Annotated in this window: 21 protein-coding genes; 7 read left to right on the top strand and 14 right to left on the bottom strand. The window is 41.1% G+C overall.

All coding sequences use genetic code 11. The features are described 5' to 3' along the window. Position 1: 1 nt before the first annotated feature. The 3 genes from AC5WOE_RS11480 to lgt form a co-directional block, all read right to left on the bottom strand. Positions 2–211: a hypothetical protein gene (locus AC5WOE_RS11480; protein WP_496050328.1), complete on the bottom strand. Its 210-nt coding sequence runs from the start codon at positions 209–211 to the stop codon at positions 2–4. 65 nt (positions 212–276) lie between these two features. Further along, positions 277–702, bottom strand: a complete 426-nt coding sequence (locus AC5WOE_RS11475; RefSeq protein WP_496050327.1) for an acyltransferase — start codon at positions 700–702, stop codon at positions 277–279. Between the two features lie 46 nt (positions 703–748). After that, positions 749–1,666 (bottom strand): prolipoprotein diacylglyceryl transferase, encoded by a 918-nt coding sequence (lgt, locus tag AC5WOE_RS11470; RefSeq protein WP_496050326.1) that lies wholly within the window; start codon positions 1,664–1,666, stop codon positions 749–751. A gap of 181 nt (positions 1,667–1,847) precedes the next feature. Between lgt and AC5WOE_RS11465 the strand changes: the two genes are divergently transcribed. Next, positions 1,848–2,066, top strand: a complete 219-nt coding sequence (locus AC5WOE_RS11465) for a hypothetical protein (RefSeq protein WP_496050325.1) — start codon at positions 1,848–1,850, stop codon at positions 2,064–2,066. A 14-nt stretch (positions 2,067–2,080) separates the two neighbouring features. Here AC5WOE_RS11465 and hprK read toward each other — a convergent pair whose 3' ends face one another. After that, on the bottom strand, positions 2,081–3,004 hold the full coding sequence (hprK, locus tag AC5WOE_RS11460) for an HPr(Ser) kinase/phosphatase (protein WP_496050324.1): 924 nt from the start codon (positions 3,002–3,004) through the stop codon (positions 2,081–2,083). 319 nt (positions 3,005–3,323) lie between these two features. On the opposite strand from hprK, the gene srtD reads away from it, so the two are divergent. Continuing rightward, entirely contained in the window at positions 3,324–3,944 is a 621-nt protein-coding gene (gene srtD / locus AC5WOE_RS11455) for a class D sortase, LPxTATN-specific (protein WP_496052633.1), read from the top strand. Between the two features lie 82 nt (positions 3,945–4,026). Here srtD and AC5WOE_RS11450 read toward each other — a convergent pair whose 3' ends face one another. Next, positions 4,027–4,500 (bottom strand): DinB family protein, encoded by a 474-nt coding sequence (locus AC5WOE_RS11450; RefSeq protein WP_496052632.1) that lies wholly within the window; start codon positions 4,498–4,500, stop codon positions 4,027–4,029. Between the two features lie 29 nt (positions 4,501–4,529). Continuing rightward, the gene (locus AC5WOE_RS11445; RefSeq protein WP_496050321.1) at positions 4,530–5,399 is read right to left on the bottom strand and encodes a cation diffusion facilitator family transporter; all 870 of its coding nucleotides are present in this window, start codon (positions 5,397–5,399) and stop codon (positions 4,530–4,532) included. A 238-nt stretch (positions 5,400–5,637) separates the two neighbouring features. On the opposite strand from AC5WOE_RS11445, the gene AC5WOE_RS11440 reads away from it, so the two are divergent. Together AC5WOE_RS11440 and AC5WOE_RS11435 are read left to right on the top strand one after the other, a co-directional pair. Beyond that, positions 5,638–6,447 carry a MerR family transcriptional regulator gene (locus AC5WOE_RS11440; protein ID WP_496052631.1) on the top strand — a complete coding sequence of 270 codons (810 nt, stop codon included), beginning with the start codon at positions 5,638–5,640 and terminating at the stop codon, positions 6,445–6,447. Between the two features lie 102 nt (positions 6,448–6,549). Continuing rightward, complete coding sequence (locus AC5WOE_RS11435; RefSeq protein ID WP_496052630.1) at positions 6,550–7,314, top strand: SDR family oxidoreductase; 765 nt, start codon at positions 6,550–6,552, stop codon at positions 7,312–7,314. 46 nt (positions 7,315–7,360) lie between these two features. Here the strand turns inward: AC5WOE_RS11435 and AC5WOE_RS11430 are convergent, their stop codons facing one another. Then, entirely contained in the window at positions 7,361–8,608 is a 1,248-nt protein-coding gene (locus AC5WOE_RS11430; RefSeq protein WP_496052629.1) for an RNA-guided endonuclease InsQ/TnpB family protein, read from the bottom strand. Positions 8,609–8,837: 229 nt separating this feature from the next. Here AC5WOE_RS11430 and AC5WOE_RS11425 point away from each other — a divergent pair, with 229 nt between their 5' ends. Further along, entirely contained in the window at positions 8,838–9,104 is a 267-nt protein-coding gene (locus AC5WOE_RS11425) for an aromatic-ring hydroxylase C-terminal domain-containing protein (RefSeq protein WP_496052677.1), read from the top strand. Between the two features lie 225 nt (positions 9,105–9,329). Beyond that, positions 9,330–10,955: an MATE family efflux transporter gene (locus tag AC5WOE_RS11420; RefSeq protein ID WP_496050317.1), complete on the top strand. Its 1,626-nt coding sequence runs from the start codon at positions 9,330–9,332 to the stop codon at positions 10,953–10,955. A 54-nt stretch (positions 10,956–11,009) separates the two neighbouring features. Here AC5WOE_RS11420 and AC5WOE_RS11415 read toward each other — a convergent pair whose 3' ends face one another. From AC5WOE_RS11415 to uvrB, 3 genes are all read right to left on the bottom strand, one after another. Then, on the bottom strand, positions 11,010–11,333 hold the full coding sequence (locus AC5WOE_RS11415; protein WP_496052628.1) for a phage holin family protein: 324 nt from the start codon (positions 11,331–11,333) through the stop codon (positions 11,010–11,012). Between the two features lie 107 nt (positions 11,334–11,440). Continuing rightward, complete coding sequence (gene uvrA, locus AC5WOE_RS11410; protein WP_496050315.1) at positions 11,441–14,299, bottom strand: excinuclease ABC subunit UvrA; 2,859 nt, start codon at positions 14,297–14,299, stop codon at positions 11,441–11,443. Between the two features lie 3 nt (positions 14,300–14,302). Continuing rightward, on the bottom strand, positions 14,303–16,291 hold the full coding sequence (gene uvrB, locus AC5WOE_RS11405) for an excinuclease ABC subunit UvrB (RefSeq protein WP_496052627.1): 1,989 nt from the start codon (positions 16,289–16,291) through the stop codon (positions 14,303–14,305). 226 nt (positions 16,292–16,517) lie between these two features. On the opposite strand from uvrB, the gene AC5WOE_RS11400 reads away from it, so the two are divergent. Beyond that, positions 16,518–18,398, top strand: coding sequence for an MATE family efflux transporter (locus tag AC5WOE_RS11400; protein ID WP_496052626.1), 1,881 nt, complete (start codon positions 16,518–16,520; stop codon positions 18,396–18,398). A gap of 246 nt (positions 18,399–18,644) precedes the next feature. Here the strand turns inward: AC5WOE_RS11400 and AC5WOE_RS11395 are convergent, their stop codons facing one another. The 4 genes from AC5WOE_RS11395 to AC5WOE_RS11380 all read right to left on the bottom strand — a co-directional run bounded on the left by AC5WOE_RS11395 (position 18,645) and on the right by AC5WOE_RS11380 (position 23,655). Next, the gene (locus tag AC5WOE_RS11395; RefSeq protein ID WP_496050312.1) at positions 18,645–19,748 is read right to left on the bottom strand and encodes a PDZ domain-containing protein; all 1,104 of its coding nucleotides are present in this window, start codon (positions 19,746–19,748) and stop codon (positions 18,645–18,647) included. A 77-nt stretch (positions 19,749–19,825) separates the two neighbouring features. Continuing rightward, positions 19,826–21,358: a S41 family peptidase gene (locus tag AC5WOE_RS11390; protein WP_496052625.1), complete on the bottom strand. Its 1,533-nt coding sequence runs from the start codon at positions 21,356–21,358 to the stop codon at positions 19,826–19,828. A 110-nt stretch (positions 21,359–21,468) separates the two neighbouring features. Beyond that, positions 21,469–22,554: a murein hydrolase activator EnvC family protein gene (locus AC5WOE_RS11385; protein WP_496050310.1), complete on the bottom strand. Its 1,086-nt coding sequence runs from the start codon at positions 22,552–22,554 to the stop codon at positions 21,469–21,471. A gap of 30 nt (positions 22,555–22,584) precedes the next feature. Beyond that, the gene (locus AC5WOE_RS11380; protein WP_496050309.1) at positions 22,585–23,655 is read right to left on the bottom strand and encodes a murein hydrolase activator EnvC family protein; all 1,071 of its coding nucleotides are present in this window, start codon (positions 23,653–23,655) and stop codon (positions 22,585–22,587) included. Positions 23,656–23,658 lie beyond the last annotated feature (3 nt).

Here is a 23,658-nt window from a genome sequence, read left to right as displayed (position 1 = left end):
CTCAGGATGGCTTCATTCGTCCGTAGTTTTCGGCCAGACGCTCCAGATTTTCTTGCGACTGACCATCGTCATAGTATGCGATGGCCGTCTCCTCTGACTCGGTACCAGCATTAACCCTTGCCTGACGTGCTTGATCCTCTGGCGACAGATGTCGCGGGTCAGCATCACGCAGGGCCTTGACAACCTCGGCTGCCGCTTCCTTTCGACCCATGAGAACCTCCATATAGATGGCTAAGCAGCGGATGCTACTCCTCTCTATTTTATCACATAATTTTTCTATCTAATCACCCTCATAGGATTTCCTGCTACAAAAGTATAAGGTGCTACATTCTTGGACACAACGGTACCTGCTCCAATAATTGCCCCATCTCCGATCTCAACCCCTGGAAGGATCGTTGTGTTTGCTCCGATCATCACATTATCACCTATGATCACTTCCCCAATACGGTATTCATTTATTAAGTATTCATGGGTCAAAATCGTTGTATTATATCCGATTATCGTATTTTTTCCGATACTTATTTTCTCTGGATAAAGCAGATCCATCATCACAAAAAAGGCAATCGCTGTATGTTTTCCGATCTTCATCCCTAAACAACTGCGATAAAAGCTATTTTTCAACCGAAAAAAGGGAAGATATCGGACTCCCCAGCATACAAGAGTGTTCCGCAATACCTTCCAAAAAGAAATCGTATGATACATCTGCCAAAGGGAATTGTTCCCTTTGACCGAGGTGCGAGTTATCTTTCTAGTTATTGGTCTTCACCTCAGTTGACACAGCTTTTACTTGTTTGGTGTTTGTTGCCTCTGTTTTTCTGGTACGTCTGTAAACGATGATTCCTACTGCAACAAAAACAGTTAACATACTTACGAGCTGGGCTATGCGTATATTCCCGCCTGTCAACTGCCCTGCCTGGAAAAGAAGCCCCATCGGAGACCAGAAAAAATGAAGTACAGATGCTAACCAGTCAGGACCATTAAACGCTAAACTGTCTGTTCGCAGGCCTTCAATAAAGAAGCGTCCCAATGAATACCAGATCATATAACTGAACAAAATCTCCCCGCGTTTTGGTACCATTACATAGCGTAAAAATAAGAGAACACCAAAGCCAATCAAATTCCAAAGCGATTCATACAAAAACGTCGGATGATAAGTAACTCCGCCAATTGTCATTTGTTGTATGATCCAATTTGGCAAATGAAGGGTGTGTAAAAATTGGGCACTTACTGGACCGCCGTGAGCTTCTTGGTTAATAAAATTCCCCCAGCGTCCAATCGCTTGAGCCAATAAAATACTTGGGGCAACGATATCTGCCAGCTGTAAGAAAGATAGTTTATGTTTGCGTATGTAAAGATAACCGACCGAAAAAGCAGCTATCAATCCACCATGTATCGCAAGTCCACCTTTCCAAACCGCAATAATATCCTCTGGATGTGTAGCATAATACTCCCATTCAAATAGTACATAGTACAATCTTGCCCCGATAATAGCAGAAGGCAGCACCCAAATCATCATATCTAAAAGCTTATCTGTATCTATACCTTGCCTTTTTCCTTCCAAAACGGCAAGATACAGACCGAGCATAGCCGCTGTTCCCATAATTATTCCATACCAATGAATTTGGAATGGCCCTAGCGCAAATGCTACAGGATCAATCACAAGCATATATTCCATCCTTTCAACACTTTACTCCACAAAATCATTGTACAAGAAAAACAAAATAAAAGAAAACGAGCCGATAAAAAACCCGAGTATTCCGATCTTACTTAAAAATAATATTATTTATCAATATAGACAAATTTCATATAACATCTATAGGGTAAAATGTAAAAGGAGGGTGATTATCGTGTTAAATGTAGAAACCTATACAAATATAAATAGTATGGAAACAAAAGGATATGATTGCTTGGAATGTGGGCAAAAGACAAGTGTTTTAGAAAAAAATGGTTATGGAACTTGTCACACACCAGGATGTCTCTACCACAACCCCATTCAATTTGTTTACTATCCCAACTGGCTAGAACCAAAAATCAGCCGTGCTGGTCGTACTATTTGGTTTCTGTAGCACCTTCAACATTATTACTTCTCTTCTAATGAATTTTCCAAACGTGTTACAAACTGTTCTGCTGCATGATACCCGAGTATTTTAGAACGATAATTCATTGCAGCAACCTCAATCAAGACAGCTACATTTCGACCTGGACGAACAGGTATTGTCAATTTTGGCAACTCCGTATCCATTATCCGAATCGTCTCTTCTGACAATCCCAATCGATCATATGGATAATTTTCGCGCCATGTTTCTAATCGAGCTACCAATGAGATATTCTTTTTATTACGCACTGCACCAGCACCAAATAATATCATCACATCCATAATCCCCAAACCGCGAATTTCTAATAAATGTTTGATGATTGGTGGAGCAGTCCCCGATAGTTCTCCTTCTGTAACTTGGGTTATCTCAACAGCATCATCTGCAACAAGCATATGCCCGCGCTTGATTAGTTCTAAAGCCGCTTCACTCTTGCCAATACCGCTTTCACCTGTAATCAAGACACCTATTCCATACACGTCAACTAATACACCATGTAATGTAGATACAGGTGCAAGTCGATTTTCTAAATAGTCGGTTACCTTTCCGGCGAACTTGGTTGTGGGCAATGTGGTTCGTAATACTGGTACTCCTACTTCATTTGCAGCTTCTAACAAATCTGCAGGAGCACGGAAATTCCGTGTGATACATATTGCTGGTACTTCAGGATGACATATCTTTTTCATTCTTTCTTCACGGACATCAGCTGATAAACTTTCTACAAAAGACAGTTCGGTCTTTCCTAAAAGTTGCAACCTATCGACTGGATAGTAGGTAAAAAATCCGGCCAATTCCAAGCCAGGGCGGTATAAATCACTCGTTTGAATCATTCGTTCTAACGAAACGCCTTCACCAATTAGTTCTAAATTAAATTCCGCTTGTAATTCCTCGATCTTTACGCCAATACTCATCCAATTCCGCTCCATTCAGCCACATCTTCAAATATACTTTTCGATCTACATGTGAGAATATGCTAATATGATGACAACTAGAGTTACTAGGTATCTTATCACATTTTCGTCAAACATATCGAATATGGAGAAAACAATCCGAGTAACTTGGTTTTATACCCATAAATAATATACGGATAACATAGTTTTTTCATCCTCTAAAACTCACTACCAATTGTGTCTATTATGTAGCAATGAAGGTTTTATTATAAAAACTGACAAATCTAATTAGTTAAGGTATAATATTCGGGGTTTTTCAACATCTAAAGGAGTGTTTCTTTTGATACGGAAGCTGGCTTGGATCATTATCATCGTAGGAGTATTTATAATGGTGTTCAATGGTTACCAGTGGTGGGATCAGCTGCGAAGAGTAGTTTATGATCCGATCGCATCCAAAAAAGTGGCAGCAAACTGGGATGATCGACACACACAAAAGACATTATCAGAAGGGATAGCCAGCACAAATACAAAACTAAAAGTAAGCGGGCAAATCGGAGAGCTTATCATTCCCCGCATGGGAGCAATTCTCCCAATTGTTCAAGGAACAGATGATGCATCATTAAAAAAAGGGGTAGGACATTATATCGGTTATGGTACTGTAAACCCTGGGGAGACAGGTCATGTAGTCTTATCCGGACATCGTGATACCGTATTTCGAGGAGCAGGTCAGTTAAAATTAGGTGATCGACTCTATGTGAAATTTCAAGGACATATCTATACCTATCAAATTCGCAAAACATGGGTGACAACCCCTGAAGATCGAACTATTATCGTCCCTATACCAAAACCAGTACTGACCCTTACGACTTGTTATCCTTTTGATTATATTGGAAGTGCCCCAGAACGATATATTATCCGGGCTGAGCTGATTGAAGTTAAAAAAGATAGTGGAGCCATTTAAGTGAAAATAGAACACCAAGAAAAATAAGCCATTGCCAAACAGTGGCTTATTTTGGGTTTGTAGGCTGCAAATCAAAGGTTTTCTAGTGAAAAAGACTACGTCCAATTAAGTTAGCAGAAATTGGTTTCTGTCCTATTTCTCGTGCCCAAACAGATAATTGTCCTGCATGATGGATTTCATGAGCAATGACATGACGCATTACCTCACCCCACGTGTACGTTACTATTTTTCCATTTGCTTTTCTATCCTCAAAGAGCTTATTTTCCATGCTGTTCTCCCATGAAAACACAAAACTCTCTACTTCAGAGCGGAATTTTGCATCTAATGCTCGAACTAGATTCAAACTTTGATGTTGTTTAAAATCTTCTTGGAAATCAGGCTTGCCTTGTATGACTTGAATCCAACTCCACTCCACATCAGCAATATGGAACAGTGTATGCAGGATTCCCCCTACTCCACCTGTTCGTATACGAAGTAGTTCCTCCTCTTCAACGGCTTCACACCATTGATACCACTCTTCTCTAACCTGCCAATTGTAACGGAACATATTTAGCAAAGTTATCTCCCTTTACTACACTATGGTGACTAGCTTGGTTCCACATGAATATGAACATCATAAATGTCATGGGTTTGAATCAATTCGTTTTCCACTTCTGTAGAAATATCATGGGCATCTTTAATTGCTAAATTTTCACCAACACATAAAACTACATCAACAACAGCATTATTTCCATAATTTCTTGCCTTTATTTCTTTTACTGATGTAACACCATTTACGTTTAAAATGGTTTCTTTGTATTTCGCTATCAACGTTTCATCATAGCCATCCATCAAATAATGAGTAGCTTCGCGAAAAATATCCCAAGCAGTTTTACATATAAGAATACCAACTATAATTGCTGTCACCGTATCCAGCCATGGGAGATGAAATTGCGACCCAATAATCCCAACAACCGTCCCTATACTCACATAGGCATCAGAAAGATTGTCTTTTGCTGCTGCCATTACAGCTTGGCTGTTCGTCTTAGCAGCGAGCTTTTTATTATAACGATAAACGCAGATCATAATTCCCGCACAAAAGGCGCCGACTCCAGCTGCAACTAAACTCGGAGCTGTTTCTTTCCCTCCTGCAATCGAAGTAACTCCAGTATATAAAACCTGAATCCCAACTGACATCATGATAAATGAAGCGATGAGAGAGGATACTGTTTCTGCTTTCCAATGTCCATATGGATGATCATCATCAGCTGGCTTTTGTGAAAAACGCAGCCCAATGAACACTGCAATCGAAGCAACAATATCTGTAGCATTATTTAATCCATCTGCTCGAAGAGCTTCGGAATTTGCCATATAACCAATACATAATTTTAGAGCGGATAAAAAGAGATAGGCAATAATACTAATGATTGCACCTCTCTCACTCCTTTTTAAATTCTCATATCGCTCCTGATTCAAATCAACATCTCCCTTCCAACACAAATGCTATCCCATTCTAACAGCCAATGATGATGTGGGTCTAGAGAAACGTTTTTTTGTTGCTCATAAAAAGTAAACGAGAGCAAAAAATGTTGCGTTCATACAAAGAGGTCCTGAAGCCTAAAAAACAATGATTTTCAATATCGGATAAGCAATAGAAATCGGCATGTGTGATATGATGTTTAAATATCTTTAACATTATGAGGTGTAGCAAAGTATGTTTAAAATTGGCACATTCTCCAAACTTTCCGATGTATCGATTAAAACACTTCGCTATTATGATCAGCGTGATATTCTAAAACCTAGTATGATCGATGAGGCATCTGGTTATCGATTTTATACATCCTCCCAACTTCTCACTATCCGCAGAATTCAAGCATGGAAAGAACAAGGATTTACTTTAGAAGAAATCAAATTATTATTAAAAAAAGACATTACAGCCGAAACGGTTGTAGGATCATTAAAGCAGAAACAGCAAGAATTAGAAGCAACCATCTTAGAGGCACAGAAACAGTTAGAAGAAATAAAGTTGCGTATCCAACATGCACAACAGAAAATAGCGACAAAGTCTATCCCAATCATCAAACAAGCAGATACGCACTTTGTTGCGGCTATCAGGGAAAGAGCTCCGCGCAGCAATATGTGCTTATTATTAGATGAACTCAAACAGTATGTTCATTCTCATGGAGAAGATGATAATCAACAATTGATAATACAATGGTACGATGAATTTCAAATAGATGACCAAACGGAAATAGAAGTTGCCATTCCCATCTCGAAATCCATCCCTAACTCCAAACGAGTAAAAGTTTATAACTTGGCAAATGATACACGTGTTGTTTCTCTTACTCTAGAATGCAATCCTTATGAAATTTCTTGTGAAGCTTGGCATCAATTGAAAGATTGGATAAAAGCAAACGATCTCGTCATTGATCCTCATCAGCCTACTCGTGAACACTATCTTTCTGGAGACAAAGAAGTATTTGGAACAACCAGAAAAGCAGAATTAAGCATTCCGATTCAATAAAAAACTTTCTTCTTGGATGGAGAAAGTTTTTTATTTTCTCTTGACTCTCCCCTTAGGGGTAGGTTTTACCATAAGGATACAAGACAAACAAGGAGTGAAATCGTGAAACATTTAGATGGAAAAGTAGCATTGATAACAGGAGCGAGTAGAGGAATTGGGAAAGGAATAGCATTGCGCTTAGCAAATGATGGTGCTTTCGTTGCTGTTCATTATGCCAGCAAAAAGACGGTTGCAGATGAGGTAGTAAAAGAAATAGAAGCCAAGGGTGGAAAAGCATTTGCTGTTGGAGCTGATTTAAGCAATGTAGATGGTGTTCATCAACTGGTACAAACATTTAGAGAAAATCTGCAAGTTATAACCGAAACGACTTCATTTGATATTCTCGTGAATAACGCTGGAATAGGAACTTCCCAAAATTTAGAACAAACGAGTGAACAAGACTTCGACCGACTATTTGCCGTAAATGTGAAAGCTCCCTTTTTTTTGATTCAACAACTACTATCTGACTTACGCGATGGCGGACGGATTGTAAATATCTCTTCTGGTGTAACACGAATCGCTATGCCTGATATTATTGCTTATAACATGACCAAAGGTGCTATCAATGTGATGAACTTAAATCTAGCTCAAAAGCTGGGTTCACGTAATATTACCGTCAATGCTGTGCTTCCTGGAATTGTTGATACAGATATTAATGCATCGTGGCTGCATACACCTGAAGGTCAGGCAAATGCAAAGAGCATGTCCGCACTCGGACGTGTTGGTCAACCTTCTGACATAGCGGACATAGTTTCTTTCCTCGCTTCAGACGACGCACGGTGGATTACAGGAGATACAATCGATGCAACTGGTGGTTCCCATTTGTGAACCTCTCACGACTGAAGTCGCAAGCTTCGTCTACGAAGGTTGACAGCTAGGCTATCCTTATTCGTACAGGCGTGTCCACTTCGCCTCTAGCGTATAAGCCCGTAAGGGCTACAACGTTACTTTTTCGCAAGATATTTAATGCTCCATGGATATCCGCGTTGAGCAAACTGCCCGAAGACGTACGATACAAACCACGTTTTACACGTGTCCCACTAAAGGTGTACGTTTTCGGATCGGATTCCTGATAGACTGGCAGTTCATCTCGATCCCAAAAACTCGCTTTGGATGTGTAGCTTTCTTCTTGTTGCACCAATGTCATCCCATATCGCTGACACAAGTATTCCAGTTTCTTTTGGATCCGTCCAAATGGGATATTCACGAAATTTTGGTTATTCCGTTTGCCTAAGTTGCTTCCTCTTTGCAGACTCTCGTTATATCCGATGACCAGTGTCCCAATGCGATTTTTCAAACAGTAGTTGATCATCTTACGACAGGTCTTGTTCAAGTAATCGTTCACCCGACGATTTCGTTTGGCAACCAGAGCAACTTGTTGTTGCGAACATCCTTTCTGCTTTTGTTTGTCTTGGATTCGCTGCAAACGGGCATTTCGTTTGTTATACCATTGGTTGATTGCCTTTAGTTGTTTTCCATCTATAAGAAAACTTTTTCCCTCGGAGGTGACACATGCCGCGAGATTGCTGATCCCCAAATCGATTGCAAGTATATGGTTTTTATCGGTATCCCTTTGAACTGCTTGCTCTTCATACGTGTAATGCACTTCAAAGAACCTTGCCCGGTGTTTGGGAAGAATACGAATCTCTTTGATTTTCTTGTCCGCCAACAAGGGAGGAATGCGAATCACTAGTGGTGGATGTTTCTTCTGATCCAAACGAGAAAAGGGCAGCACAAACTGATTTCCGTTTAAACGAATGAAGCCAACTACTAGCGGATAACATCCATCTTTCGGTAGATATCGTGGCATCTGAATGGCTGGAAAATCATACTTTCCCTGCTTGGCATGTCGGATCCGTGCAAAGAAGGATTTCCAAACCCCATCGACTTCTTTTAGAATTTGTTGTGCCATGTTACTATTCAACCGCTTATAATTATCGCTACCTTTTAAGAGATGATAGTTTTTCTGGTAATTCAGATATTTTTTCTCCTGAAAATAATGCTGGCGAACTTGGTATAGACCTTGGTTGTACAGGTTTTTAGCAGTATGACACAATTCTTTCAAAAGCAAATATTCTTCTTTCGAAAGATGTTTAAGTTGTTGTTTGATGGTGAAATACATGAATTTCTCACCTCTTTACTAGACGAGAGTGAACCCTAATATACAAAATATGGATGGATTTGTCAAAAAAGAAAATCAAAAACCGTGGCGATTCATCCCTCGAATGAATTCACGGGTGTTTTCGCCACAAAAATAAAAGCAGGCCTGCCTATGGCAAAATAGCACCCCACATCTTGGTGGATGAAGTGAACAACCACTCCATCGTTGATTTGGAAAAGAATTTGTACTCCTGACAGCAGAAGAAAATACCTTATGGACAGAAGCAGCAGAGCAGCTTACCAAACAATTTCAAATTCCTATCAAAACGATATCCATTACTGAGTCTTATTTTGATACAAAGGTTGTTGATCTCTTTCTAGATAAGTATGGAATTACGCATACAGGTGCTGTACTAGTAAGACCAGATGGTTTTGTAGGTTGGCGTTCTGTGGAACTGGCTGAGAATCCATTCGAAGAATTGACATCTGTGTGTAGACAGTTAGTTTGTCTTTCATAGCAGCAATGTCCCTCTCCTATTTATATAGAGAGGGACATTGTTTGTATTAATTATCCTTTTTCCTTCGTTGTTCTGCCAGCTGTTCTACCATGTTTATCGCTTGTTCTGAGATGACAAAAACTATCCCTTGTTGCCGCTCGCTGTCATCCCACTACCTCTACCATGGGTTTACTCACTCGCAATGTTATAATGTTAATAAAGATTCACTCTATCTTAAGGAATGACATGCGTTTCAAACATCTACGAGAACTGTGGAAGCAAGGGTGGTTTGGTATTTTTACAAGCCTCTCCCAGATTAGCCTCAACTTTGTCGACGCTTGGTTTGTGGCAAAGATCAACTTGGTGGCAGTTACTGCTGTAGGAATTGCTGGTGCCATCCTGATCTTGGTACAGAACGCGATTCTGAATCCACTGGTTGGTTCCACATCCGTATTTGTCTCGCAAAGTCGCGGAGGCAAAAATCTGCTGGATGAGGATGACACAAAGCTTTTGTCTAATCCATCCAATCAGATTCGACAAGTTGCAACCCAAGGAATTCTCCTCTCTATCCGAGTTGGATTCTGGTGCGGTTTGCTGTTCATCTGTTTTTCTCCGTTACTCGTACAGCTCCTCTATGGGGCAGATTCACAGACCACAACAGAAGCAGTAAGCTACTTGTGGATTCTGGGTGGGTGTTCCGTCATCCCTTGCATGCTGGGAATGATGGGCTCTATCCTTCGTGGCAACAAAGATAGTAAAGCTATCTTCCACGTTGGGGTAACGATGAACCTGATCCATCTTCCACTGGATTATGTATTTATCTTCACCCTCGATCTCGGAGTAAAGGGTGCGGCGTTGGCAACTGTGCTCGCCAATCTCTTCGGACTGGTATTCATGTGGATGTCGGTAATGTCGTCGATCTTTATCAAAAAGACTTGGTCAAACGACTGGATGACCCACAAGATGCTGTTCCAGCAATCCCTTTGCCAAGGAGTGACTGGCACCGTCCGGAAGACGGTAATCACCCATCTCTTTGAGCTGAACTACACATGGTGGAGGGTGCAGAAAAAGATCTTTGCTGACAGGTTTTCTTGGCGTCGCGAGGCGATGCTCCAAAAAAAACTGATCAAGCAATCCCTTTCCACCATGGGTTCCTTTATTACCAGCCAAGTTTCTGCGTTGTATCTCGGTCGGACCATGCTTCATTATGGAACGGATATCTACGCAGCTGGGCGCATCGCGAAACAAATCAAAGAGCTGCTCGATGTGGCATGGATTACGGGTTTTTCCAGCGCGGTATCTCCTCTAGTCGGAGAGTGCTTCGGAAAGAAAAATTACAAAGAAGCCATTCGATACTGCAATTGGGCTGTTGGAGTAGTAGCAGTAGGCTCCGTGATCATGTGGGTAATCCAATTCTTCACAGGCAAATGGATCGTAGGTCTGTTTACCAATGATGCACACGTTATCACGACGAGCAATTGGATGCTCTCCATCCTCGTTATCATGGATGGCTTATGGGCCATTCAGGTTTGTGTATTCTATTCCCTTCGAGGTGTCTCTTACACCAAGGGACAGTTCACCAGTAGTTTGATTGCCAGTCTGTTTCTTATCAATGCGGTCTGGTTCGCAAATCATCATGGATGGGATTACAAATCCATCTACTATATTCAACTGGTCTACTGGATCATGCTTGGCCTTTTTGGGGCAGCACGATTCTATTCCTTCAAGTGGATTCCTACACGAACCCTAAAGCAGGATCAAATTCGCGTTCAGACATGTAATCTACCATGGACATCAGCCTGGCTGCCGATTTGGTTTCCAGTTTGGTTCCCGAATTGGGATCTCCAAGTCACAGGCAAAAATCCTCAATAGACCAAAAAGCACACTCCCATATGCAAGAAGGGAGTGTGCCGCACTTTACAAAGCTTATTTTAAAATTCCTCGTGCAATGGATGATGCCACTGTCAATATCAAACCTCCGAGAATTGCAGGTACAAATCCATCGATAGTAAACCCATCTACAAAGAAACTAAGACCCCAAAATAATGCAATGTTAATAATTAATCCAAATAGACCGAGTGTAACAAGTGATAGAAGCCATTTGATTGGCCATATGAGAATATTGATGACAGCTAACAAAATTGCAATCCAAAATGCCGTGCTCCAAGAATCAACGTGTACTCCAGGTAAGTAGTTAGCAATCAGAAACACAATGATTGCATTTATAATAATTCCTAAGATCCAACGCATCATTCACCTCTCCTCTCAACAAAAGTATATCGAATGTTCATGAGTGGTCTCAAGCGACGAAAAGGATAAAAAGAGACCATAGCAAGATCGCTATGGCGCACTTCAGACTAATTCCCTGCTGTTACAGCTTGTTTCACCCTTTTTTGATCTCTTTTAAGGATTGGAGCTAGGTATTCGCCTGTGTAAGAACCTTTTTTCTTCGCCACTTCTTCAGGTGTACCGGTCGCCACAATGATTCCTCCACCTTTTCCACCTTCAGGACCTAAATCTACGATATAATCAGCTGTTTTGATTACATCTAAGTTATGCTCAATGACAAGAACGGTGTCTCCATTATCCGCAAGTCTTTGCAAAACCGTAAGCAGTCGAGCAATATCATGAACATGAAGTCCTGTCGTCGGTTCGTCTAACACATAACACGTCCGCCCTGTGCTGCGTTTGTGCAGTTCAGAAGCTAGCTTTACTCTTTGGGCTTCTCCACCGGATAACGTGGTTGCAGGCTGGCCTAATTGGACATATCCCAAACCTACATCCAAAAGTGTTTGCAGTTTTCGTTTGATTTTTGGGATGTTGGCAAAAAACTCTACTGCGTCTTCTACTGTCATACTCAGCACATCCGCAACGTTTTTCCCTTTATAGCGAATCTCTAAGGTGTCACGGTTGTATCGTTTACCTTTGCATTCTTCACAAGGTACATAGACATCTGGTAAGAAGTGCATTTCAATCTTGATAATCCCATCCCCACGACAGGCCTCACAACGTCCGCCTTTGACATTGAAACTAAAACGACCTTTGAGATAACCGCGGACTTTCGCCTCTGTTGTCGAAGCAAAAACATCACGAATATCATCAAACACACCCGTATAGGTTGCAGGATTACTTCGAGGAGTACGACCAATTGGAGATTGGTCAATACTGATTACTTTATCGAGATGTTCGATACCGTCGATTTTTTTGTGTTTTCCAGGTACTGTTTTGGCTCGATTTAGCTGCTTCGATAACGATTTTAGTAAAATTTCGTTGATCAGCGTACTCTTCCCAGACCCAGAAACACCTGTGATACAGGTTAGAAGTCCAATCGGAAAAGACGCAGAAACATCTCGTAAATTATTTTCGGATGCTCCAACCACTTTTATCCACTTATCTGTCGCTTCTCGTCTCTTTTCTGGTAGTGGGATAAATTTTCGTCCGCTCAAATAGTTACCTGTAAGAGAATCTGGATTTTCCATGATCTCGTTTGGAGTACCAGCTGCTATTACTTGTCCACCATGAACACCTGCACCTGGACCAATATCCAAAATATAATCAGCACTCATCATCGTATCTTCATCATGTTCTACTACAATCAATGTATTCCCGATATTCCTCATTTTCTCTAACGTAGTGATCAAACGACTATTGTCTCTCTGATGAAGCCCGATACTTGGTTCGTCTAAAATATAGAGAACGCCCATCAAACTAGAGCCGATTTGAGTAGCAAGCCGGATACGTTGTGCTTCTCCCCCTGATAAAGTCCCAGCGGACCGACTTAGGGTGAGATAATCCAACCCGACATTGGACAGAAATCCAAGTCTACTCTCGATTTCTTTTAACACCAATCTTGCTATTTGTCTCTCTTTTTCTGTCAGCTCAAGAGACTCAAAATATGTGAGTGACTCAGCAATCGTCAATTTTGTCACATAATCAATATTTTGACCACCGACCAATACATAGAGCATCTCTTCTTTAACCCTTGCTCCCCTGCAAGTTGGACAAGGTTTCGTACTCATATAACCTTCCAATTGATCACGTACCATGTCAGATGCGGTTTCCCGATGTCGACGAGTTAAATTATTTACTACACCCTCAAACGTCGTATGTGTATCGCGGGAAAAGCCCATATCATTGGTATATTGAAAACGGAATCTCTCTTTGGAACCATATAAAATGATGTTTTGCTGCTCTTCTGAAAGCTTCTCAAATGCCTTTGTTTGACTGATTCCAAAATGTTTACAAACAGCATCTAACAGCTGGTTGTAGTAGTTACTAGACGAACTAGCCCACGGTTCAATTACCCCTTTACTGAGAGACAGTTTTGGGTTTGCAATCACTAATGTCGGATCTATTTCCATTCGGTTTCCGAGCCCGTCGCATGTTGGACATGCACCAAATGGGCTATTAAAAGAAAACATCCGAGGAGTGAGCTCAGGAATACTATAACCGCACTCTGGACAAGCAAGATTTTGACTGAATAACATTTCTTCTCCATCGATGACATCGACGAGAACTTCCCCATCTGACTGACGCAATGCCATTTCCACTGAATCCGTAAGACGGGAAGTGATCCCTTCTTTGATCACAATACGATCGACAATGACTTCGATTGTATGTTTTTTATTTTTCTCTAGTTTTTCTACTTCCGTTACTTCTTGAATTTCTCCATCGATCCGAACCCTTACAAATCCTTGCTTTTGAATATCTGCTAGAATTTTTTCGTGTTCTCCTTTTTTACCTTTCACAATAGGAGCGAGGATTTGTATCCTCGTTTTCTCAGGCAAAGCAAGGATATGATCTACCATTTGTGGGGTAGTTTGAGATGTTATTTCGATTCCGTGATGTGGACAATAAGCGCGTCCGATACGAGCGAACAACAAACGAATATAATCATAAATTTCCGTTACGGTGCCAACAGTAGAACGTGGATTGCGGCTTGTTGTCTTCTGATCGATGGAGATTGCTGGAGACAAGCCTTCAATACTATCTACATCAGGTTTGTCCATTTGGCCTAAAAACTGTCTAGCATATGCAGATAAAGATTCTACATATCTCCTCTGCCCTTCCGCATAGATGGTATCAAATGCAAGGGAAGATTTACCGGAACCACTAAGACCCGTGATTACTACCAATTTATCACGAGGAATGGTAACATCTATATCTTTTAAATTATGGACACGTGCTCCTCGTATCTCAATATTTTCGATCGCCAACCGTCAGTCCCCACTTTCTGCTTTTAACTCTAAAAGAATATCTCGTAATTCCGCAGCACGTTCAAACTGCAAATCTTTGGCCGCTTGTTTCATTTCCTTTTCCATCTTCTCTAAAAGTAATTGCCGTTCTTTCTTTGTCATCTTCTTGCCATTGCGAGTTGTCGTATAGGCTGCCTTCTCTTCTGCAACTTTCGTTGTTGCTTCGATTACTTGACGGACTTTCTTCTGAATCGTCATCGGTGTAATTCCATGTTTCTTATTGTGCGCAATTTGGATGGTACGACGACGTTCCGTCTCTTCGATCGCTTTTTTCATGGAATTGGTTATCTTATCCGCATACATAATAACTTCACCATTTGCGTTACGTGCAGCCCTGCCAATGGTCTGAATTAACGAACGCTCTGCACGTAAGAAACCTTCTTTATCCGCATCGAGAATGGCTACTAAGGAAACCTCAGGAAGATCAAGTCCCTCACGAAGAAGATTAATTCCAACGAGAACATCAAACTCACCCAAACGAAGATCACGCAAAATTTCCATCCGTTCAATTGTCTTGATATCTGCATGTAAGTAACGAACTCGAATCCCTATTTCTTTGAAGTAGTCCGTCAAATCTTCTGCCATTTTCTTAGTCAAGGTCGTAACCAAAACACGTTCGTCCTGATCCACACGTTTATTAATTTGCCCTATCAAGTCGTCTATTTGACCTTTGATAGGACGAATATAAATTTTTGGATCGAGCAGACCGGTCGGCCGGATAATCTGCTCTACCATTTCAGGCGTTTTATCTAACTCATATGGCCCTGGTGTCGCAGATACAAACATGATTTGATTGATCTTACCCTCAAATTCTTCAAATTTGAGCGGTCGGTTATCTCGAGCAGAAGGTAAACGAAAACCGTGTTCTACCAACATATTTTTACGAGCTTGATCCCCATTAAACATTGCCCCAATTTGTGGGATCGAAACATGTGATTCGTCTACGACGATCAAAAAATCATCAGGAAAATAATCGATCAACGTATACGGAGGTTGACCGGGTTCCGTACCGATCAGGTGCCTAGAATAATTTTCAATTCCTGAACAAAATCCGATCTCACGCATCATTTCCATATCATATTGTGTACGTTGTTCTAGGCGTTGGGCTTCTAATAACTTTCCTTCTTGTTTGAAGAAAGCCAACTGCTCTCGAAGTTCGGATTCAATGGTTTTTAAAGCTCTCTCCATCACTGCCCCGCGAGTGACATAGTGAGAAGCTGGGAAAACAGCAATATGTTCCCGATCTCCGATAATTTCTCCAGTCACCACATCGATTTCTCGAATTCGTTCTATTTCATCCCCAAAAAACTCCACCCGAACTGCTTGTTCACTGCGAGAGACAGGAAAAATTTCGACCACATCTCCACGCACGCGAAATGTACCACGCGTAAAGTTTAAATCGTTCCGTTGATATTGAATATCGACTAATTTACGAAGTACTTCATTTCGCTCTTTTTCCATTCCTACACGCAGAGAGAGGACAAGATCACGATACTCAATCGGTGAACCAAGCCCATAAATGCAAGAGACACTGGCAACGATAATCACATCTTTTCGTTCGATTAATGCGCTTGTCGCTGAGTGTCGCAATTTATCTATCTCATCGTTAATGGAAGAATCTTTTTCGATAAAAGTATCGGTTTGAGGAATATATGCTTCTGGTTGATAGTAGTCATAGTAACTAACAAAATATTCAACTGCATTGTGCGGGAACAATTCTTTTAATTCTCCACACAACTGTGCTGCTAATGTTTTATTATGAGCGATCACAAGGGTGGGTTTATTAACTTTTGCAATTGTGGATGCAATGGTAAATGTCTTACCCGTACCAGTAGCCCCTAGCAGGGTCTGTTGTTTTTTTCCTTCTTGTATTCCTGCTGTTAAGGCTTCAATTGCTCTTGGTTGATCCCCGCTTGGCTCAAATTCAGACTCCAACTGAAAAAGCTTCTCCACACTTCTCACCGTCCTATTCTTGCAATTCATCTATATAAATTCATTTATCTTCTATTCACAACATCCAACATTATAACATACTTTCGCTGTCAAGCGAAAACATTCGTTCCGGTAATCAGGATGCAAAATCTAATTTTTTATCGCTTCTATAGGATTTTCAAATATATGAATTCTCCTATTTTTCGACTACAATTGAAGTATGTGCTCCCTAACTTAAAGGAAGGTTATGAAAGAGAAAGAGCACCCGCTAAAATCGATGATCCATTTGGGCTGGCGACCGATGCTACTTGCCTTGCTCACTGCGATTGAAGGATTTGTCGACACTCTTTTCATCACCCGAATCGGGCTGTCGGCAATCGAAGCCGTGACCATCTCCGGAAACGTACTGCTGATCCAACTTGCGATCTACGCAACAATTGGTTCCGTAACGAACTACTACACTTCGACCTCAAAAAACAAAACCGAGGCATGGAAGTATCTCCTCCAAGCTCTCTATCTGAGCTGCTTTCTTTGCCTAGCATTGGGTGCGGTTGCCGTCGTCTTTGCTAGACAACTGCTTACACTCTATGGTGTAGAAGCAACTGCCAGTGGAGTGATCTACCTGCAAATGGTCGGCGGAACATGTATGTTTCCAGCCCTGTTTGGTGTGGCAAGAGACGGACTACAAGGACTCAAATTGCAAAAGTCTGCTACATACACAGGCTTTGCAATGATCATCCTCCATCTATTGCTGGACTACGTACTCATCTACCCGCTGCATCTCGGGCTGATGGGAGCTGCATGTGCAGGTGTGCTGTCTTCTCTGATCGGAACGGTTTGGATCATTTCGACATTCCTTCGCTATGCAGGCACTTACCTGCAATGGCAAATCGACTGGACGATTCAGAAGAAGATTCTCAGCCAAGCATTCCCCAAGGCTTTGGGAAATGTCTCCAATCAATTGGGGATGATTTATTACTTTGCCATTCTCGCTGGAACTGGAACTGAGGCCCTCGCTGCCAATCGAATCTTTAACGTCGTCCAAGGAGTGTTCTACATCACTTGGATGAGAGGAGTCTTCTCTTCTATTACCCCTGTGGTGGGTCCCATGATCGAGAAAAACAAACAAGTAGCCCATTACATTCGGTGGGCGCTTGGGACCGTACTCGTGGGTAGTATTGTTTCATGGACGATCCAACTTATGTTTGGAAAAGCTGTGGTTGGAATCTTCACAGATGATCCGATCGTCTCGAAGATGGCAGTTTGGCTGCTCCTTCTATACGTATGGGTAAATGGCCTTTGGGCTGTCTACGTATGTGTGGGAGAGGTGTTGGGGGCTCACAAACAAACTCAAATCTCTTCCACCATCATGTTCCTGAGCTCCGTCATTTTGGCGATTGGATGCTGGGTCGCTTCCCCGACTTTGGTAGCAATCTCCTATGCAGAGGCAGTCCAGTACCTGTTCATGGGAACTGTTTCAGTAGCCTATCTCTGTGGATACTTCAATCGTGCAGGGATCACGCTGTTTCCGGTTCGTGCAGCTTTCGAGCGTAGTTTGATGCTTATGAAGGATCACCTAGCACGACTGGCTGGGACACTTATCCAAATCCAACGTGTTCGGGATTATTGGTCTACCTTTAGTGGAGCAGGTCTGGACTTTACAAGGCATCAAGACATGATGCCTGTATTTTACACATTTCAAGCATACCATGCGATCACTAACCTTGAATCTCTCAGGCTGATTAAGGATGATTTGCCGCTTGAGGAAACCATGAGCACTGCCAAGGACTTGCTCCATAATTCCTTGACAACGATCGCAAAAAATAGGGATTTGCAAGAATTCCTTGAACTCGAAACTGGTACAACCTGGCCGCAAAATCGAAACTCCGTTACTGTGGTACAGAAATTTTTGGAAGCCTTCGTCCAACATGCAAAAGAAAAGGCAAAGGCCCCAAAAACAGCGAAAGCTATGTCGGAGCAAGTAAGGCGCATTGAAGCTTGCTTGCCTGACACCAACATCACCAAGTGGCATAGGGCTTTGCCGGAGTTGGAAGACAATACTCCTCCTCTACCACAGTTCCAAGTCTACCCCAGAATCATGGAATCATATGAAACTAGGGCCTTCTGACACCGTTTGAGTACATACAACTGTAGTCTCATGGTAGAAGTTGGTCAATTGCCCAAGGTCGCAGCGTAGGTTTCGTTGTGATCAGCCCCCTTCCGATGTAATTGGGAGGGGGCAGTCATTTATGTCTTCATTCTTACATGAATCCACGATATATTCCAAAATTAAATGTCTACTCAGTTATATAGCATCAAATAAAAAACCTTCCCTGATTATCATGGAAAGGCTTTGATATTTGATCGAATTTTTTCACTCAAATAGCTTCTCTGCTCCTACTATCCCAAGATTCATGGGATCTTTCTCATAAATCGCCCGCTGAAGAAAGTGGCTGTCATATTGTTCATCTAATATTTCTAACTTACAAAATGATGAGAGTGAAACAGCTTGTTCCAAATCGGCTGCTGTCTGAATACGCACTCCATTTAAACGATGGATGATATCTCCAGTCTTGATTCCTAATACAGCAGCAGGAGTTTGTGGAAGAACAGCTAACACTTTTAACCCTTTTTCATCAGAGACAAACAATGGTGCCTTGCGTCTTTCCATAAATCGGCTCCAAAGATACATTACTTCATGACCAAACAATGCAAAAATGGCAGCTATCCATAGCAATTCCTTTTGGAAGGTTGCTAACCATAATATCGTAATCAGTGTACTTGCATATAACAACGTGAGCGTAGAAATAAGCCTCTTTTTTTGTTTGAGTGGTCTTGAGCATGTTTTACTAGCAAATCCCATCATGATAGGTAATGGCAGCCATCCTGCTGGAGTAAAAGCAACAAAGGAAATAGGCCAAGTTTTTGCGAGCAGATAACCTGGTACACTCTTTCCAGATATATGATCAAGTCGGACGGGTGTACTGGAAATAGAACCTTCTGCACGAATTAAAATCCATTCTAAGAAGTGAGCAAAACCAACGATATACAGCCAATTCACCACTGAGAAATGCTCCACTACGTAATACCACTTCACTAGTCCGATCGGTAAAACACTTATGTACATATAAGGCAGGGCTAAATGAAGCAAAGAAATAAACCCCACAGAGTAAGCGATACAGGCAAAACGTCTACGAAAAATAGCAAAAGAAATCGTCATCATCCAAACTAAAAATAATTCGTCTTTATTTATTTCGAACATAAAGGAAGATAATGCCAAAGAAAGTGCAAATCCAGTCAATAATCCATAACAACACGTTCGGAGTATGGCTGGTAGCGGTGCCTCCACAATATGGCCAAAATGCTTTCGCTCTAAGAGGTTTGTATAAATTGTAAACAAGATTGGAAGTAACAATGCAATAACCCATAGTGGCTCTGTCCATAGAAATAGCCAAGTTTTCATAAACTCTAGATGCAAAAGGAACCCCCTCCAGTGCAAACATCTAATAGAGAGGGTTTCGGCATAAGTACCAAATATTCCTTTGAGTTCACTATTTATTCACTAATATGAGCCAGAAATTGGATAGCAGTCTGCAATTGTTTATCGTTCTTTGGATCACGCAATAAACTTTGGTATGCAATTCCCAAATATTTTGCTGTCTGTGTATCTAAATTTCCATTTTCTGAGATTTTATTGGATTTTTGGAAATTTTTCAATGCAGCCTCTGTACGAGTATCAAAATAGCCATCAGTTCTACCAGGTTTAAAACCAAGCGCATCTAAAATTAACTGCATATTTTTCACATCGGTAGAATTGCTATCCGGTTTCCAGGTTTGCTTTCCTGCTGGTAAATTCGCTTGTGTAAAAGCAAATGGAGAAACTTCAATATTTGGTGATAGTCCTTTTGTCCCACCATGTTGATCGATCCATGTACCATTTGGAGTCAACCATTTTGCGATCGTCAGTTTTAAATTACTGCCATCGGAATATTCAATACTGGATTGAACACTTCCTTTTCCATACGTTTTCTGACCGATCACCGTATACCCGCCTGACTGTTGGAAAGCGGCGGCCATGATCTCTGCTGCACTAGCACTGCTTCCATCTACCAATATCGTGATGGGATATGATTTTAACTGAGTTGCTTTTGAACGATATACTTCTTTGTTTCCTGCCTTGTCTTGTGTACTCACAATGATTTTTCCTTCGGGAAGCAACTGTTCACACATTTTCACTACTACAGCTAACAGTCCACCGGGATTACCTCGCAGATCAATAATAAGACCTTTCATTTTTTTCTTTTCTAACTGCGAGATGGAAGTGAAAAATTCTTTATCGGTTGACTGTGAAAATTGAGAAATACCAATGTATCCAATCCGATTATCCAACATTTTATTACTAACCGTTTGTTGTGGAATATCTTTTCTGACCGCAGTAACCGTAAAAGGCACCCCTCCTCCTCGCACGACTTCCAATGTAACTTTGGTTCCTTTTGGACCCCTGATCTTGGCTACTGCTTCGTTTAATTTAAGACCAATGATACTCTTTCCATCCACTTTGCGAATTTGATCATTTACTTGCAACCCTGCGTGTTCCGCTGGTGAGTCCTTAACAATTGATTCGATCGTCACTTGACCATCCTTCATCATAACGCCAGCACCTATCCCGGAAAAAGAAGAATTCATAATGGACGAAAGAAATTGTTTTGCTTCTTGAGGATTCATATACTCAGAATGCGGATCACCTAGAGCTGCGATCATGCCGCGCAAAGCACCATCCATTAGAGCTTGATCCGAAATATTTCTCACATAGCTGCTGCGGATAGTATCATAGGTCTTTTTCAGTTTTTCTTCATATGCTTTATATTCTTTTGACTCACTTGAAACTTGATTAGGTGAGCTGCTTGATTCCTGTCCCATAAAAAACAAGGAAGTCAGCAAACTACCTAGAGCCATAGCTGCTATCACCATAAGCGCAACTGTTCTACTACGAAAAGTCATTTCTCCAGCCCTTTCTTCATCAACAACGTGATCCAGTCTCTTTATGATGTAACACGAAAAACGGAACTCTCCATTATGCCCGTCCATTTTGGTTCTACTCTAACATATTCCTATCATTTGAGAAATAGAAGGAGGACATCTTTCACGCTTCAAAAGCGTTACCGGATGTCCTTCTTTTATGCTATATACCAAATGGATTAACCACCAAAATAGTTCATTGGGTCTTTCGCAGGCGGTTTGGCACCATAACCAATTCGCACTTCAAAGTGGAGGTGAGGACCTGTAGAGTGCCCATTATTCCCAACCGCAGAAATAATTTCTCCTTTGGATACTTCTTGTCCTACTTTTACTTTTACTTCATAGGGATAACTATGTGCATATCGAGTATAGAAAGGTTGCCCATTATATTCTCCATGATAGATGGTGATAAGCCATCCATATCCAGAAGATACACGACTTTCTACTACAACACCGTCAGCTGCTGCTCTATATGGAATTCCTATTTTTCCTTGAGTCCCAAAGTCAATCCCTTCATGCATCCTGCCCCAACGGAATTTAAATCCAGATGTAATGGGATAGCTCATTGGTTTTTGCAATGGTCCTGTATAAGCAAATTTTAATTTTCCGCTGCTTATCAGATCTTTATTGATATCGATCAATTCAGACTCGTTGGCATCTTCCATGCCTTGGAGTTCCTTTAATTTCCCTTTACTCTTGTTTAGTTCTGCCATCATTTTATTAAAAGCAACTTTTGATTTATCTACTTCTTTTTGCTGTTTTGCGATTAATTCGTTCAACTTATCGATCTGTGCTTGTACTGCTGCTGTTGCTTTTTTACGGTCTTCTAACAAAGCATAGTCTTGTTGTGCAAGTAACCGAACATACTCAAACCGTGCCAAAAACTCATTAAAGTTATTGGATTGAAGCAGAACAGACATATAACCTGTTTCACCTTTTTCATACAATTCGCGGAGTCGCTTATTAAATTGTTTCTGGAAGTATACTTCTTTTTGTTCTGCTTCTTTTTTTTGAACGGACACTTTGTCTACTTGAACTTGCACATCATCAATCGCTTTTTGACTTGCTGCCATCTGTGCATTATATTTTTCTAATGTCTTATTTCCGCTTGCAATGGAATCCATCACTTTCAACTTATCTTTGCGGATTTGCAATATTTCTTCACGTGTTGTTTTGGCATCCACTTCGGTGCTGCTGCCTACAATTATACTGGCACAAACCAAAACAGCTATCGTAGCGGTGAGTATTCGCTTTGTCTTATGCAACTCAACGTCCTCCCAGAAAGAATGTAGCTATTAAGATATGTATGGCATCGGATCAACTGCATCTCCATTTTTATGTACTTCAAAATGAAGATGTGATCCAGTAGAGCGTCCGTTGTTGCCGATATCTGCAATCCATTGTCCTTTTTTGACTCGATCTCCGACTGACACACGCACAGTGCTTCGATACATATGACCATATAAGGTGGATAACTCATCTGAATGTTTGATGACAATGTAATACCCAAAACCATCAGGATCAGACTTAGTCAAAATAACTACTCCGTCATCCGCTGCAAAAATTTTCTTTCCATTAGAACCAGACTTGTTATCATCTATGTCTATACCTTTGTGTTTCCTGCCCCAACGAGAACCATAGTAAGACGTGATGGACCCGATACCAGGTTTCATCAATTCTCCTGTACCAAAATTCCCACTATATTGCTGAGACGCTAATTTTTCCAATCGCTCTTGCTCTTTAATAGCTGCTTCCGTCGCTTCTTCATCATGTTGAATATTAGCAAGTTCCTTGCTGATCCCTTGTGTTTTCTTTTCGATTTCTGCGATTTTTGCTTTTTCTTTTGCAAAAAGCGGTTGAATCTTTGCTCGTAAAACCTCAATGGATTTCTTTTTATCCGCAATAGACTTTGCTGTTTGCTTGTATTCTTTCAACAAGTTACTATCATTCTTCACAATGAGACGAATACCTTCTACACGAGCAAAAAACTCACTAAAAGATTTGGCCGAAATCAATTGTCCCATATAGCCCATTTCGCCACTTTGATAAAGATGAATCACTCTTGTATTTAACTGTTTTTGCTGTTGCTTTAACAATATTTCGTTTGCTGCGATGTCTTTATTCAGTTGTTGAAGCTGAGTATCATATTGATCCATTTGTTTTTCAATCGGTGCGATTTCCTTCTTCAACTTGTTCAATTCAGTCTGAACTTGTCCGAGCTGTTGATTTTTCGATTTTTTATTCTCTTGTATTTGCTTAAGCTTTTCTTGTTGTTCCGATTTCTTTGAAGGTGCAGCATAAGCATCTGCACCCCATATACTTAATGCCAAGCAAATAGACAGGCTAGCAATAAATAGGCGTCTCATATA

Source organism: Shimazuella sp. NTD248, from assembly GCF_059510395.1.
This window is presented reverse-complemented; position numbering and strand designations above follow the sequence as displayed.